Origin of the sequence: Bradyrhizobium sp. i1.15.2 (assembly GCF_040548425.1) — a bacterium.
GTDB lineage: Bacteria > Pseudomonadota > Alphaproteobacteria > Rhizobiales > Xanthobacteraceae > Bradyrhizobium > Bradyrhizobium canariense.
Map to the genome: position 1 here is coordinate 86,522 of NZ_JBEPRQ010000005.1, position 14,204 is coordinate 100,725.

Consider the following 14,204-nt stretch of genomic DNA (forward strand, 5'->3'; position numbering starts at 1 on the left):
CCCCCCTGGTTTTGTAGGGTGGGCAAAGGCGCGGAGCGCCGTGCCCACCATCTTTCGGGGACGCTGACACATTGTGGGCACGCTTCGCTTTGCCCACCCTACGAGACCGAGGTCTTTGGCCCCTCGAATGTTAAGGCAGCGTCACGACGATCTTGCCGAGATGCTTGTTGGCCTCCATGTGCTCGAACGCCTTGTCGATGTCGTCGAAAGCGAACACCTTGTCGATCGGCAGCTGCAGTTTTCGTGACTCGACCGCGCCCCAGATGTCCTTCTTGACCTCGTCGAAGATCTCACGGATCTCCGCGATGGTGCGGGTGCGGAAGGTGACGCCGACATAGTCGATGCGGCGCGCCGCGTGCAGGTCGAAGTTGAAATCGGCATGGGTGCCGCCGAGCCGGCCGACATTGACGATGCGGCCTTTTACCTTCGTCGCGGCGAGGTTCTGGCTCGCGACCTTGCCCGAGACCTGGTCCACGATGAGGTCGACACCTTCGCCGTTCGTCGCCTTCAGCACCTCGTCGACCCATGTGGGGTCGGAGGAATCGACCGCGAGGTCGGCGCCATACTCCTTCAGTCGGCCGCGGCGAGCCGCATCGGTCGAGGAGCCGATCACCAGCCTGGCGCCCTTGAGTTTCGCAATCTGCATCGCCATCAGGCCGACGCCGGAGCTTGCGCCCTGGATCAGCACCGCTTGCCCGGGCTGCACGCCGCCGATGGTGACGACGGCGTTGTGCATGGTCGCGAGCGCGACGGGCAGGGTGGCGGCTTCCTCGAAGTTTATGTTCGAGGGCGCGCGGAACAGCCGGCCGTGGTCAGCCAGCGTGTATTCGGCAAACGCCGCGCCGCCCGAGCCCATGATGCGGTCGCCGACCTTGACGCCTTTGGCATCCGGTCCAAGCGCGGCGACCTCGCCGGCCCATTCCATGCCGAGCACGGTGCCAGCACCGCCGGCCGCGCCATGGGCGTGGCCCTTGCGCATGCCGGTGTCGGCGCGATTGAGGCCACAGGCGCGGACGCGGACCAGCACCTGCGTGCCTTCAGGCTTTGGTTGAGCGACGTCGGAAATCGTAGCGCCACCAGGGCCGTAGACATAAGCCTTCATGTGTTGCTCTCGCTTCTTGCAGTGATTATTCCGCAGCCTGCGCTGTCGGATGAACGATCATGCCTTCGAGCCGGCTGCGGATGATCGCCTCCGCTTCGCGCACGATGCGGGAGATCAGTTCGGCGCAGGTCGGGATGTCCTGGATCAGGCCCTGGACCTGGCCCGCCGACCAGATGCCTTCGTCCGAGTTGCCGGTCGCGTAGACCATCTTGCCGCGGGCGCCCGCGACAAGCTCGCGGATGTCCTCGAACTTGGCGCCTTCCTTCTCCATCGCAACGACCTTGGTCGAGATCTCGTTCCTGGCGACGCGGGAGGTGTTGCGCATGGTGCGGAAGATCAGCTCGGTCTCGCGCTCGTCATTGGCGACGATCTTCTCCTTGATGAGCTGATGAATGGGGCTCTCTTTCGTCGCCATGAAGCGGGTGCCCATGTTGATGCCTTCCGCGCCCAGCGCCAGTGCGGCGACGAGGCCGCGGGCGTCGGCAAAGCCGCCGGAGGCGATCATCGGGATCTTGATCTTGTTGGCGGCGGCCGGGATCAGGATCAGGCCGGGGGTGTCGTCCTCGCCGGGATGGCCGGCGCATTCGAACCCGTCGATCGAGATGGCGTCGACGCCCATGCGCTCGGCCGAAAGCCCGTGACGGACGCTGGTGCATTTGTGCACGACCTTGACGCCGTGCTTCCTGAACTCGTCGACATGCTCCTGCGGCTTGTTGCCGGCGGTCTCGACCACCTTGATGCCGCTCTCGATGATGGCGCAGCGATATTCGGCATAAGGCGGCGGCTTGATTGCGGGCAGGATGGTGAGGTTGACGCCAAACGGCTTGTCGGTGAGATCGCGGCAGCGGGCGATCTCCTTCCGGAGATCCTCCGGCGTGGGCTGGGTCAGCGCCGTGATGAAGCCGAGCGCTCCGGCATTGGCGACGGCGGCGACCAGCTCGGCGCGCCCGACCCATTGCATGCCGCCCTGGACGATCGGGTGCTCGACACCGACGAGCTTGGTGAACCGTGTCTGCAGCATGATCTGTTTCCTCCGCCTGTGTGGCGCTCTGTTATCGTTTGATGGCGGCAGGATGCCGCCCAGGTCGGGAAAAGTCTATTGGAAGGGCGTGCGGTGGAGGCGGGGCGATCATGCGGGGAGTGCGGGGATTCCGCAGGGCGGATAATTGAGGTGGTAGCACCGGGCGCACGAGGGTTTTTGTGCGCCGCTGCTTCAACACCGACGGAGGATGAGGAGCTTTCGGAGACCATCAACTTGCATTTTCTCGCAAGGCACGCCTTCGCCCTCTCGCGGCGTATTCCGCCCGAGCTTTGCTTGGTCGCATCACCCTTGCGGTAACAAGGGCGCAGGGAAGGCCGGGCGCCGGCTGGCACCCGCAAGTCCGTGCGCCAAAGGAATGCACACGGGGTGGACCACAGGTCAGCCAATCGCCCGGCCTTCCCTGCGCGGTGGTTTACGGCTTACTTCGTGCTCTCCCCGGGGAGCGATGCACTATTGCCCCCGTCGCCCCGCAGATGGCTGACGCGTCCGCCCGGTCGGGCAGCACGCATCACTACAGGACTTGACGCACAGACCCCGGGCGTCAGGACCACACGACTTCGCCGTCCGCGCACGTCCTCGCTGGGCCTTCGAGAGCTGGCGTGTGCTCGCACCCGAAGCCATGCGAAGACGCTGTCGGCGCCGTGTCGCAGGCGCGAAAGCCTGTGCTCACGGTTTCCCGCCCTGCAAGGCTCCCCGCGCTCGACGCCGTCGCGTCCATCGCTGCCTAACCCGCGGTTCGTGACGATCGCGATCCGCCCCTTGTCCCGGGTCAGGGTGTGTCGTAGATACGACAAATCCGAATTTCGGTAAAGTGGAATATTTTGACGGGCGGGGATTGACAGGCGGCGCGGGAAATTTGCGCGGGTGTTTTGCCCGACGGGCACTCCGCCAATCCATCGTGCCCCAATTGCTTCGGCATCGTCATTACGAGCGCAGCGAAGAAATCCAGACTCTACCCGTGGAGGGACTCTGGATTGCTTCGCTGCGCTCGCAATGACGGCGTCGCGTGGTGCGCCCTGGGGGGCTACTCCGTCGACAGCCGCACCATCTGGCGGTCGCCGTTCATTTCCTTGAGGCTGTTGACGAAGTTTTCGGGGCGCTGCCAGCGGTAGGGGACCTTCAATCCCATATACTCGGCGATGTCGCCGATGAAGCCGGTGCAATTGGTGGTCTCCGCGTTCCAGACCGGCGAGCTCGCCTGCAATTTCTTGATATAGGCAAACACGCGCTTGGCGTCGGCTTCGTTCAGATAGACGCGGTAGTTCGCGGTCAAATAGTCCGGGTCGAGATCGCCGTAGCTCGCGCCGGTCTCCGCCGGCACCCAGGTGAGGTGACCGAGCACATAGGCCCAGGTGTCGCCGGCGGGCGTGAGCCCTGCCACCTCGACGGCGCGCTCGCTGGTCTTGCCGTACCAGACGAACGCGTGGCCCCAGCTCGCGGCCGTGCGGGCGCGGAAATCGACGTAGTACGGACCTTTCTCCGCGCGCGCGACTGCGCGCCGCGCCGTTTGCGGCGCCGGCCGTGATGCGGTCTCGGTGGTGGCAAGCGCGTTTGCCTCAGCAACGCGCTTGTTCGCTTCGTGGGCGGAGGCCGAGGGTGTCGTGCACGCGAGCATGGCCGCGAGCGCGAATCCCGCAAGGATGCAGGGTCCCGATCGATCAGGTTTGTTCGTCACGCCATGCCCCTCGACTGTCGGCCACTCACGCAGAGTCTAGCTTTGCTTCTGCGCGTATTTCGCTAACGCGTCAGTAGCGCGCCGCGACGGGGCCGGGCGCCTTGCCGATCGGGGCCTTTCCAACCGGGCTCTTGCCAATCGGCATCTTGCCGATCGGCGCCTGCTCGGAATAGACGGGAACGGGCTGGCGGCGCGGCAGATCCGCAGCATTCGCAACCGTCACCAGAGCAAGCGTAGCACCCACGACAAATACAATCTTCTTCACAGTCATACCCCTAGAAGGTTTGGTCCAAACACGGCACCGCCGTGCCCCCAGACACGCCTCACAGAAGGGCGGCCGAATGCGACCACAGTGCGGCATCCGCGCGACATGTTGGCGGCATCTGCCGGGCGCGCCGAAATGTGATGTGTCTGAATGTTTCGCCCTCGCGCCGCTCGTTCGCTCAGTGATCGGCGCTGAGGCGGAAATGCATCTCGATCTTCGCCGGTGAGGGGTCGCCCGCCACGCGCCAGGGTGAAAAGCCAGGGGTGGGATCAGGATCGGAGGGGAGATCGATCGGCCAGCTCTGCGTCGGCGAACCCGGAAGCGTCAGGCTAACGGCGCGATGACGCGTTTTGTACGACAACGACGTGGAGGCAATGATCGCTTTGCGCTCGCCTTCATGCGCGCGCCAGTTCGGAGGCAAATCGGCATTGGCATACCCGGTCGCTTCCTCGACCTCGATGTGCACATCCTCCGCCTTGTCCGGCAGCGTCATGCCAGCGGGAAGGCGAAACTCGATGTGGAGCGTCATGTAGCCGTGACTGAGATAGGGCGAGCGGATGAGTTCGTACCAGCCCCAATAGCCAAGGATTGCCGCGATGAGTAGAACAGTGAGAGCAAAGGGTGCGGAGAGCCGCGTGGTGCGGTGAGGCGTGGTGTCGGAGGTTTCCGCGGGCGGCTGTGGCGTTGCATTCCGGACCAGGCCGAAGCGCACGAACAGCCAGATGCCAGCGATCAGGCCAACCACACCGCCGATCGGACCGATGTCGAAGAAGGCGCCCATGGCGATGCCGCCATCGCGGTCTGGCCCGGCCAGCGCGATCACCAGTGCGGCAAGGGCGAACCAGCCGGCGAGCGCGCCGAGCAGGGCGGAGAGGAGGCCGAGGATCAAGCGCATGTTCGGATTGGTCGCGCGGATGGGGATCGCGGTTCGAACCATCCCGCGGGATTGATGGCCTTCACCCGATCCGGTTGAGGCTGTTCCGGATCGTCGAGAAGATGCCGCCGATGTCTTTTCGCAAGCCGTCGAGCGCGTTGAAATTGTCGAAGATGCGGGCGATGCGGTCTTCGACCTCGCGCTTGCTCTTGGTCAGCGCGTCGACGCGCGAGGCGAGGGTGACGTCGCCGCTCGCCTCAATCTCGCCGACGGTTTTGGCGAGGAGATCGCGCGTGGTACCGACGTCCGCGATCATGGCTTCGATTCCGAATACGGGCGCCTTCAGCGGGACGAGGTCAGCCTGCGACTTCGACAGCTCCGCCTTGAAGGCGTTCAGCGTCGCCAGCGTTTCCTGTAACGCGCCGAGGCGCTGGCGCGACTGGAGCACAAAATCGTTCAGCGCATTCTGGCGGTCGACAAGCGTCTTGCCGTCGGCGTCGGTCTCGACACCGGCGAGCGAGCGCTCGAGCTGGGCCTGGCGCTGGCCGAGCTCTTCGAAATCGAGCCCGATGCTTTTTAGGATGTGGAAGCTGTCGTCGATGCGGGCCAGGCGCTGCTCGATCTCGATCTTGTTCTTCGACAGGGTCTCGACGCGGGCGCCGAGAGGGGCTTCGCCGCCGGTTTCGAGCTCGTCGACGCTCTTGGCGAGGCGCTCATGACCGAGGCTCAGCTCGCCGATCAAGGCATTGAGGCCGGCGTCCGACGCGCGCAACGGCACCAGCTCGGCGTGGGACTTCGCCAGATCTTCCTTGTACTGGTTCAGGGTTGCAAAGGTGTCCTGGACCCTGCCGACCCGCGACAGCAGCGTCGATACATCGCGCGCGATATCCTTCAGCCGGTCGGCGAGGTTGTTCTTGCGGTCGTCGGTCTCGAGGTCGTGCAGCGAGCGTTCGAGCTGATTCTGGCGGTCGCGGATTTCGGTGAAAACCGGCTCGACCGCGCGGCGCTGCTCGGCGACCTTGCCGACCATGTCGCGCAGTTCCTGCTGGCGGCGGCGGATTTCGGCGAGCTGGTCGTGCATGTCGGTGGATTCGTTGCGGCCCCGCTGCAGCAGGGCCCGCTGCTCGGTCTCGCCCAGCTTGTCGTGCAGGGCGGAGACGGCCTCCCGGGGATCGCTCTCGATCAGGTGCTGGACGGTGGCATCGAGGTGGTTCTGCAGGGCGTGGGCGACGACGACATCCTCGCGGGTCTTCTTGAGGCGGTCGCGCAATGTGTCGAGGCGCCGGTCCTGGCGCGAGAGCCGCCAAGCGGAGGCGCCGATCAATGCCAGCGCCAAGGCCAGGATCGCGCCGGTCGCAATGCGCTGCGGGACAGGCAGGCCTCCGAACCAGGCAGACAGGTGGCCGATATCGTAACCGAGCGCCTGCTGGGCGAAGATCGCAATGGCAGTGAGCAGAACAAACCAGGCAACCAGGAAAAACAGCCACATCGTGACTTCCTCACGCCGGCACACATTATCGCCATAATTGCTATTGGAGAGCGGAACCGAGATCAAGGGCGGCGGAGGCTTGCCGGACAGGTCCAGTCGCACGATCCACGGCTGAATGCGTCAGCCGATCGGTGGAGCGCGGGTGTGGAAGTTGCCGGGTTTTCCTCCGCGGGGGCGCTGGCTCCCTCCGCCGTCATTCCGGGACCCGCGCAGCGCGAGCCCGGAATCCGTTGAACTGCAGTCTCTACCGCCCAATGGATTCCGGGCTCGGCGCTGCCCGCGCCCCGGAATGACAGAGTGCCCTACAGCCGAAACTCGTTGGTCAGCTCGCCGATGCCCTCGATCGCGACGGTTACCGTGTTCACCGGCTCTTTCATCACGCCGACGCCGACCGAGGTGCCGACGGCAATGAGGTCCCCGGGGAGCAGGGTCATGTCATGGGAGATCCTGCTGACCAGCTCCTGCGCGGTGAAGATCATGTCCGATATCGGATAGTTCTGCCGCTCCGCGCCGTTGAGGATGGTGCGCACCACCAGCTTTGCCGGATCGAGACCGGTGGCGATGACGGGGCCGAACGGGCCGTAATCGTCGATGCCCTTGGCCCGTGCCCATTGCGGGAAAGTGGGATCGCTGGTCAGGATGTCGTTGGCGGTGATGTCGTTGACGCAGGTGTAGCCGAAGATGAAGCCGTCCGCTTCCGCCGGCGACACCCGCGCGCAGGTCCTGCCGATGACGATGCCGAGCTCGCCTTCATACGTGGTCTTGCCGTCGTAATAAGAGGGACGGCGCATCACCGCGCCGGGTGTCGTGATGCTGGTGGTGGCCTTCAGGAGGTAGAGCGGCTCCGGCGGCTCGGGCTGGTTGAGCTTGGCCGCGAGCGCGTGAAAATTGTTCCAGAGCGCGACGATCTTGCTGGGCGCGCAGGGCGCGAGCAGTTCGACCTCCGACAGCGCCAGCGTTTTGCCGGTGGCTGCATGGCGGCCGAACATGTCGCCCTCATGCACGCTGATGCCTGACGAATTCAGCGTGCCGAAGCCGGTCGTACCGCTCTTGCGGAAGCGGAGCCAATGTTTGATCTCGCCAGCCATCACGCCACCGCCAGTGCGCGCGGATCCGATGGCGTCGAGATGCCGTCGTAGAGACCGGCGATGCGGGCGCGCTGGGTCACCATCGCCAGCACGGAATCGAGCGCGGGGGTGGCGACGCCGGTGAGGCGGCCCATCTCCTGCACGACGGTGACGAGCGGGTCGATCTCCATCGGGCGGCCGCGCTCGAGATCCTGGAGCATCGAGGTCTTGTGCGCGCCGACCTTGCGGGCGCCTTCGATGCGGCGCTCGACGTCGACGCGGAATTTGACGCCGAACGTCTCGGCGATGCCTTGCGTCTCCATCATGATCGCGCGCGACAGCGCGCGAGTGGCCGGATCGGTGCAGATCACGTCGAGTGTTGCATGGGTGAGTGCGCTGATCGGGTTGAAGCAGACATTGCCCCACAACTTGAGCCAGATCTCGTCGCGAATGCGGTCGAGCACCGGCGCTTTCAGCCCGGCTGCGACGAAGAGATCGGCGAGGCGTTGCACGTCCGGGGTGGTCTCGCCGGAGGGCTCGCCGAGCGGAAAGTTGTTGCCGTAGACGTGACGGATCACGCCGGGCGCCTCGATCTCGGTGGCGGGATAGACGATGCAGCCGATGGCGCGCTCGGCGCCGATTTCGCGCCACTGCCGTCCGCCGGGGTCGATGCTCTCCAGCGTCGAATTCTCGTATTGGCCGCCATGCTTGTAGAAGTACCAATAGGGGATGCCGTTGACGGCAGTGACGATGCGGGTGTGGGGGCCGAGCAGCGGCTGCATCGTCTCGATCACGCCGGTGATCGAGTGCGCCTTCAGCGTGATGATGATGTAGTCCTGCACGCCGAGCTCGGCCGGATCGTCGGTGCAGCGCGGATGCACGGTGTGCTTCTCCTCGCCCGCGACCAGGGTCAGGCCGCGTTCGCGCATCGCGGCAAGGTGCGCGCCGCGTGCGACCAGGCTGACGTCGGCGCCCGCGCGCGCGAGCTGAACCCCGAGATAGCCGCCGATTGCGCCGGCGCCGTAGATGCAGATCTTCATGGAATCCTCGCGAAACAGCGGAAGCCGGGATTTCGGGACGAAAGATCCGGTCCGGCTCGGAAGGGTCCGAGCCGGGTCCGGTAGTCGCAGGGGAAGTGAGACGCTTTAAGCTGCTTGCGGCGTGCCGTTGATCGCTTCGTCCATGAAGGACGCGATGTCGCGCATGCTGATGACCGAGACGAGGCTGTAATCGTCGATGACAGGCAGGTGCCGGATGTGATTCCGGTTCATGAGATGCCGGACGTGCTCGATCGTGTCGCTCGACGTGCAGGACACGAGCTGCTGCACCGAGACGAGCTGCGAGACCTTGACGTTGACGGCATTGGCGCCGTGCTCGGCGACGGCGCGCACGACGTCGCGTTCGGTGAACATGCCGACCGCGGTATTGCCCTCGGAGCGGACCACGTCCTTCACCACCAGTGCGCTGATATTGTTGGCGCGCATCAGCTTGGCGGCGATACCAACCGTTTCGTTCATTCGCACCGTGACAACGCGCGGTGTCTTCTTGCGCAGAATGTCTCCGACCAGCATTGCAACCTCCTTGGGTGAATGATGAAGCAAGTGTGGTATACATAATGCCAATCGTCAAGCATTCGATTTGGCTGGTCCGAAAAATCTCGCGGCAGTGATGCTGACGTTTGCCGTGAGCCAAAAAGAAAGGGGCGCATCGCTGCGCCCCTGTCTCACCCGTGCAAGATGCGTGTTCGTTATGCCGTCTCGGTCTTGGCGTTCCCCGTCGCGGCGTTGGCGCTCTCGGCTTCCTTGCCGAGGATGAAGGAGCGGCGCATCGGCTTGATCACGAACAGCGCCATCAGCGCCGCCGTCGCGTTCAGCGCCACCGCGACCACGAACACGGCCTTCCAGCCATACGTGGCCGAGATCACGCTCGCGAGCGGAACGAGCAGGGACGCCGTCCCCTTCGCCGTGTAGAGCATCCCGTTATTGGTGGTCGCGAACTTCGAGCCGAAGGTGTCGCCGCACGTGGCAGGGAACAACGAGTAGATCTCGCCGAACACGCCGAAATAGACCGCGGTGGCGAGCACGAAGACGACAGGCACGTGGCCATAGGCCGACAGCGTCAGCAGCATCAGCGCGGCGGTGCCGAAGGCGATGAACATGGTGTGCTCGCGGCCGATCGTGTCGGAGACGAAGCCGAAGAAGGGCCGTCCGAAACCGTCGAAGATGCGGTCGAGCGAGATCGCGAACGTCAATGCCGCCATCTGGAAGCCGGCGAGCGTGACCGGCGTGTCGGCGATCTTGAAGTCGTGCGCGATCGGGGCGATCTGCGCCGCGGTCATCAGGCCGCCGGAGGCGACCATGACGAAAACGAGATACATCACCCAGAAAATAGGGGCGCGCAGCACCTGGGGCGGTGTGAAGTCGATCTTGGTCTGCGGCAGATTGAGCTGCTTCTTCTTCGGCGGGATCGAAATCCGCGGCGGCTGGATGAAGAAGGCGAGCACGAAGACGATGACGCCCTGGCCGATGCCGAAGGTGAGGAACGCGTGCTGATAGCCGCTCGTTGCGATCATGGCGGCGATCGGCACGACGGTGAGTGCAGCGCCTGCGCCGAAACCGGCGGCAGTCGCACCGGCGGCAAGGCCCCGGCGATCGGGAAACCATTTCAGCGCGTTGCCGACGCAGGTGCCGTACACCGCGCCCGCGCCCATGCCGCCGATGATCGCGGCCGCGTAGAGCAAGGTGAGGCTATCGGCATAGGAGTTGAGAATCCACGACAGCGCGATCATGACGCCGCCGAACATGATGACGATGCGCGGGCCGTATTTGTCGACGAACCAGGCCTCGATCGGCACCAGCCAGGTTTCGGTGACGACGAAGATGGTGAAAGCGAGCTGGATCGCGGCGCGTCCCCAATGGTGCGCGTGATCGATCGGATCGACGAACAGCGTCCAGCCATATTGCAGGTTGGCGATCATCGCCATGCAGACGATGCCCATGACGAGCTGGAGCCAACGGAAACCTGTGCGAAGAGGCGCGGCTGTGACAGCGCCATCGGTGCTGGAAATCATCAAAAACCTCCCGAGCGCCTGTCTGGTTCGGCACCGGTCACAAGATGACCTGATGTCGCAATATTGTGGCTTATCGTCGCAAGCGCGATCGCGAGCTTGGTATACCATATCCCAGATTGCAAGCCTTATCTTGGCGGGCCGGCGACAAAATGCGAGTTCCGTTTGCAGCACGGCGGGATCGCGCAAGCTTCGCGCAAAACGAAGACGCCCGGCCGCGAGGCCGGGCGTCTTGCGCGAGAAGCGCTTTTGGAGTGCGTCAGACGGTCGATTGCGCGACCACGACCTTGCGCCAGGGCTTGAGCACCGCGATCGCCAGCGCCGAGGCCAGGATGTTGGCGCCGGCCGCGATGATGAACACGTTGTCCCAACTGCCCGACGACTGCTGCATGTAATTGCCGATCGGGACCAGCAGCGCGGCCGTCCCCTTCGCGGTGTAGAGCAGGCCGGCATTGGTGGTCGCGAACTTGGCGCCGAACGTGTCGGTACAGGTCGAGGGGAACAACGAGTAGATCTCACCCCAGGCGAAGAACACGAAGCCCGAGAGCAGCACGAACCAGAGCGGATCGTGGCCCCAGAGGTAGAGCATCCAGATGCCGATACCTTCCATCCCGAAGGCGATGAACATCGTGTTCTCGCGGCCGATCATGTCGGAGATCCAGCCGAAGAACGGACGCGTCAGGCCGTTGAGCACGCGGTCGATCGTGGCCGCGAAGGTCACCGCGGTCATCGTCACCGCCATCAACGTGACCGGCACGTTGTCGATCTTCCAGTCGGCCGCGATCGGCTTCAAATTGGCCGTCACCATCAGGCCGCCGGCGCCGACGATCACGAACATGAAGTACATCAGCCAGAAGATCGGCTGACGCAGCACCTCGGTCGGCTGATAGTTGCGGCGGCTCTGTTGCAGATTGGCGTTCGCCACCACGCTCGGCACCTGGCCTGCCTTCGGAGCCAGCAGGAAGAAGGCGAGGATGCAGATGATGATGCCTTGTCCGAGGCCGAAATAGAGGAATGTGGTCTGGAAGCCGCTGTCCTTGATCATGGCCTGGATCGGCGCGACGGTGAGCGCGGAGCCTGCACCGAAGCCCGCGGCGGTGATGCCCGCGGCAAGACCGCGCTTGTCCGGAAACCACTTCAAGGCGTTGCCGACGCAGGTGCCGTAGACGCCGCCGGCGCCGATGCCTGCGATGATCATGCCGAGATAGTAGCCGTTGAGCGTGGTCGCCTCCGCGTTGATCGCCCAGCCGGCGGCACAGAGCACGCCGCCGACCAGCACCACGATGCGCGGACCGTATTTGTCGACGAACCATCCTTCGATCGGCACGAGCCAGGTCTCGAACAGCACGAACAGCGTAAAGGCCCATTGGATCGACGCGCGATCCCAGCCGAATTTCTTCTGGATGTCGGGGACGAAGAACGTCCAGCCATATTGATAGTTGGCGATCATCACCATCGCCGCGACGCCAACCGCCAATTGCGTCCAGCGATATGTGTCGCTAACGCGCGCGGCTGTCGGGGCGGTTGCTTGCACCATGTCCGTCATAAAGCCTCCCGTGGCGCCTCTCATTTTTCTGCGAGCGCTGGAACGGCATTCTTGTATGCATTATGCCAAGCTTCAAGCGCTGGTCCGGTCACCGTGCGCAAATGCCGCAGCACCTTGCCCGGTGGCGGCTGTGACTCAGGACAGCACAAGTAGAAATGGCCCCGTCATCCGGGGCCATTCATCAAAAGTCGTATTCGAACCGATCTAAAACCGTGCCGCTGCGCGGCGGCGCGGGAAGGGGGCCGGCTTACAGGCCGAAGCGCGGCAGGTCGCCATTGTGATTCGAGATCTCGGCGCTCGCCATCAGGAGGCGGTCGATCGTGGCCATCAAGCGGGCGAACAGCGAGGAGGAGGGCGCGAGAGCGACGGAAGCGGTCTTGGACATCGAAAATCCCTTTCTTGAGACGGTCAGTGCTGCTGTCTCATTTCGAAGGGCAACGTATGTATACCAGATGCCAATGTCTATGCATGCCATTGCATAGCAGCATTTAGTGTACCGCATTGCAGCATAATAATCCGTTAAATGGGCCGATTTGAGCGGGGATATGCCCAAACCCCGCCGAAACTGAACCATTTGACCGTCGATGTCCAAAAACGGAGCCTTGGCAGCGGCACACGAAGCCGCTAGTGGTCTGCCCCCTTCCAATCATCTGTCAGAGTGGTTCATGTCGAGCGCCTCGCCCGCCGTCTCGATCGGCATCGATTTTGGGACCAGCAACACGGTCGTGGCCCTTGCGGCGGACGACCGCCGGGTCGAGGCCATCCGCTTCGACCATGGTGGACAGCGCCACAGCGTCTTCGTATCGGCGCTGTGCTTCTGGGAGGATCGGCCGGGAGCCGGCGCCCAGGCCGAAGGTGGCCCGTGGGCGATCGAGCAGTTCCTGGAAGGACGGCATGTCTACCGCTTCCTCCAGTCGTTCAAGACCTTCGCGGCGAGCTCCAGCTTCAACACCACCCAGGTGTTCCGGCAGCGCTACAAGTTCGAGGATATCTTGGCTGCGTTCCTGCGGACGCTGGCGCGCCATGGCGGCGATAAATTCGGCTTCGAGACGTCCGCCATCACGGTCGGTCGCCCCGTCCGCTTCGCCGGCGGCAATCCTGACGAGGCGCTCGCGATGCAGCGCTACCGGGCCGCGTTCGAGCGCCTTGGCGCCGGCCACGCGCGCTATGTCTACGAACCCGTGGGCGCAGCGTTCTCCTTCGCTCGCCGCCTGGAGCGGGATGCGACCGTGCTGGTTGCGGATTTCGGCGGCGGTACCAGCGATTTCTCCGTGATGCGGTTCTCGCGTGCCGGCGGCGCCTTGCGCGCCGAGCCGCTCGGCCATGCCGGCATCGGGATTGCGGGCGACACCTTCGATTACCGCATCGTCGATCACGTCGTCTCGCCGCGGCTAGGCAAGGGCTCGAGCTTCCGCTCGTTCGACAAGGTGCTGCCGATCCCCACCGGCCACTACACCAACCTCGCGCGCTGGCATCAGCTCGCGATGATGAAGAGCAACGGCGACCTGCGCGAACTCCGGGAGCTTGCGCGCACCGCGGTGAAGCCGGCTCTGCTCGAGGATTTCATCACCATCGTCGATCTCGACCTCGGCTTTTCGTTGTACCGCGCGGTATCCGACGCCAAGGTCGCGCTGTCGGCGCAGGATCAGGTGGAGTTCCGCTTCAAAGGCGGCGGGGTCGACATTGGCTCGACCATCACGCGGAAGAATTTCGAAGCCTGGATTGCCGACGATATCGCGAGGCTCGGGGCCACCGTCGACAAGGTGCTTGGCGAAGCCGGCATCACCGCGCGCGAGATCGAAAAGGTGTTTCTGACCGGCGGCACGTCCTTCGTGCCGGCCGTTCGAAAACTGTTCGCCGAGCGGTTCGGCAACGAACGGCTGATGTCGGGCGATCAGTTCGAGTCGATCGCCTACGGCCTTGCTTTGATCGGACATAGCCCGGATCCGGACCGCTGGACCGCAAGCGGCGGGGTTGCGCCGAAGGCAGGGGCGTAGGCTCGCTGAGATGACACTCGATCGCTGGTTCCCGTCGTGAGCTGGCCATCGCACTTGGCGACCGTTTCGGCGGCCCATCC

The 14,204-nt window shown here is 64.3% G+C and carries 13 protein-coding genes; 1 reads left to right on the top strand and 12 read right to left on the bottom strand.

Annotation, left to right across the window (positions count from 1 at the left end):
* Positions 1 to 130 precede the first annotated feature (130 nt).
* The 12 genes from ABIB80_RS12075 to ABIB80_RS12130 form a co-directional block, all read right to left on the bottom strand.
* Positions 131 to 1,102, bottom strand: a complete 972-nt coding sequence (locus ABIB80_RS12075) for a quinone oxidoreductase family protein (RefSeq protein ID WP_219680875.1) — start codon at positions 1,100 to 1,102, stop codon at positions 131 to 133.
* Between the two features lie 25 nt (positions 1,103 to 1,127).
* Positions 1,128 to 2,123, bottom strand: a complete 996-nt coding sequence (locus ABIB80_RS12080) for an NAD(P)H-dependent flavin oxidoreductase (protein ID WP_219680879.1) — start codon at positions 2,121 to 2,123, stop codon at positions 1,128 to 1,130.
* A gap of 1,045 nt (positions 2,124 to 3,168) precedes the next feature.
* Entirely contained in the window at positions 3,169 to 3,819 is a 651-nt protein-coding gene (locus tag ABIB80_RS12085; RefSeq protein ID WP_219680882.1) for a hypothetical protein, read from the bottom strand.
* Positions 3,820 to 3,889: 70 nt separating this feature from the next.
* On the bottom strand, positions 3,890 to 4,090 hold the full coding sequence (locus ABIB80_RS12090; protein WP_007608336.1) for a hypothetical protein: 201 nt from the start codon (positions 4,088 to 4,090) through the stop codon (positions 3,890 to 3,892).
* A 172-nt stretch (positions 4,091 to 4,262) separates the two neighbouring features.
* Entirely contained in the window at positions 4,263 to 5,021 is a 759-nt protein-coding gene (locus ABIB80_RS12095) for a hypothetical protein (RefSeq protein WP_354127482.1), read from the bottom strand.
* Positions 5,022 to 5,040: 19 nt separating this feature from the next.
* Positions 5,041 to 6,447 carry a coiled-coil domain-containing protein gene (locus ABIB80_RS12100; RefSeq protein ID WP_354127483.1) on the bottom strand — a complete coding sequence of 469 codons (1,407 nt, stop codon included), beginning with the start codon at positions 6,445 to 6,447 and terminating at the stop codon, positions 5,041 to 5,043.
* 302 nt (positions 6,448 to 6,749) lie between these two features.
* Positions 6,750 to 7,535 carry a fumarylacetoacetate hydrolase family protein gene (locus ABIB80_RS12105; protein ID WP_354127484.1) on the bottom strand — a complete coding sequence of 262 codons (786 nt, stop codon included), beginning with the start codon at positions 7,533 to 7,535 and terminating at the stop codon, positions 6,750 to 6,752.
* A complete protein-coding gene (locus ABIB80_RS12110; protein ID WP_354127485.1) occupies positions 7,535 to 8,554 on the bottom strand; it encodes a 2-dehydropantoate 2-reductase in 1,020 nt (339 codons plus the stop codon). Before ABIB80_RS12110 ends, ABIB80_RS12105 begins: the two co-directional genes overlap by 1 nt.
* 105 nt (positions 8,555 to 8,659) lie before the next feature.
* Positions 8,660 to 9,085, bottom strand: a complete 426-nt coding sequence (locus ABIB80_RS12115; RefSeq protein ID WP_007593342.1) for a CBS domain-containing protein — start codon at positions 9,083 to 9,085, stop codon at positions 8,660 to 8,662.
* 176 nt (positions 9,086 to 9,261) lie between these two features.
* Positions 9,262 to 10,584 (bottom strand): oxalate/formate MFS antiporter, encoded by a 1,323-nt coding sequence (gene oxlT / locus ABIB80_RS12120; RefSeq protein ID WP_007593337.1) that lies wholly within the window; start codon positions 10,582 to 10,584, stop codon positions 9,262 to 9,264.
* 256 nt (positions 10,585 to 10,840) lie between these two features.
* Positions 10,841 to 12,127, bottom strand: coding sequence for an oxalate/formate MFS antiporter (gene oxlT / locus ABIB80_RS12125; RefSeq protein WP_007593335.1), 1,287 nt, complete (start codon positions 12,125 to 12,127; stop codon positions 10,841 to 10,843).
* Between the two features lie 247 nt (positions 12,128 to 12,374).
* Positions 12,375 to 12,512 (bottom strand): hypothetical protein, encoded by a 138-nt coding sequence (locus tag ABIB80_RS12130; RefSeq protein WP_007593333.1) that lies wholly within the window; start codon positions 12,510 to 12,512, stop codon positions 12,375 to 12,377.
* Positions 12,513 to 12,792: 280 nt separating this feature from the next.
* On the opposite strand from ABIB80_RS12130, the gene ABIB80_RS12135 reads away from it, so the two are divergent.
* The gene (locus ABIB80_RS12135; protein WP_354127486.1) at positions 12,793 to 14,124 is read left to right on the top strand and encodes an Hsp70 family protein; all 1,332 of its coding nucleotides are present in this window, start codon (positions 12,793 to 12,795) and stop codon (positions 14,122 to 14,124) included.
* Positions 14,125 to 14,204: the final 80 nt, after the last annotated feature.

Coding starts and splice junctions, on each gene's coding strand:
- ABIB80_RS12105 (WP_354127484.1), bottom strand. CDS start 7,535: ATGGCTGGCGAGATCAAACATTGGCTCCGCTTCCGCAAGAGCGGTACG.
- ABIB80_RS12080 (WP_219680879.1), bottom strand. CDS start 2,123: ATGCTGCAGACACGGTTCACCAAGCTCGTCGGTGTCGAGCACCCGATC.
- ABIB80_RS12095 (WP_354127482.1), bottom strand. CDS start 5,021: ATGGTTCGAACCGCGATCCCCATCCGCGCGACCAATCCGAACATGCGC.
- ABIB80_RS12100 (WP_354127483.1), bottom strand. CDS start 6,447: ATGTGGCTGTTTTTCCTGGTTGCCTGGTTTGTTCTGCTCACTGCCATT.
- ABIB80_RS12075 (WP_219680875.1), bottom strand. CDS start 1,102: ATGAAGGCTTATGTCTACGGCCCTGGTGGCGCTACGATTTCCGACGTC.
- oxlT (WP_007593337.1), bottom strand. CDS start 10,584: ATGATTTCCAGCACCGATGGCGCTGTCACAGCCGCGCCTCTTCGCACA.
- ABIB80_RS12110 (WP_354127485.1), bottom strand. CDS start 8,554: ATGAAGATCTGCATCTACGGCGCCGGCGCAATCGGCGGCTATCTCGGG.
- ABIB80_RS12130 (WP_007593333.1), bottom strand. CDS start 12,512: ATGTCCAAGACCGCTTCCGTCGCTCTCGCGCCCTCCTCCTCGCTGTTC.
- oxlT (WP_007593335.1), bottom strand. CDS start 12,127: ATGACGGACATGGTGCAAGCAACCGCCCCGACAGCCGCGCGCGTTAGC.
- ABIB80_RS12135 (WP_354127486.1), top strand. CDS start 12,793: ATGTCGAGCGCCTCGCCCGCCGTCTCGATCGGCATCGATTTTGGGACC.
- ABIB80_RS12115 (WP_007593342.1), bottom strand. CDS start 9,085: ATGCTGGTCGGAGACATTCTGCGCAAGAAGACACCGCGCGTTGTCACG.
- ABIB80_RS12090 (WP_007608336.1), bottom strand. CDS start 4,090: ATGACTGTGAAGAAGATTGTATTTGTCGTGGGTGCTACGCTTGCTCTG.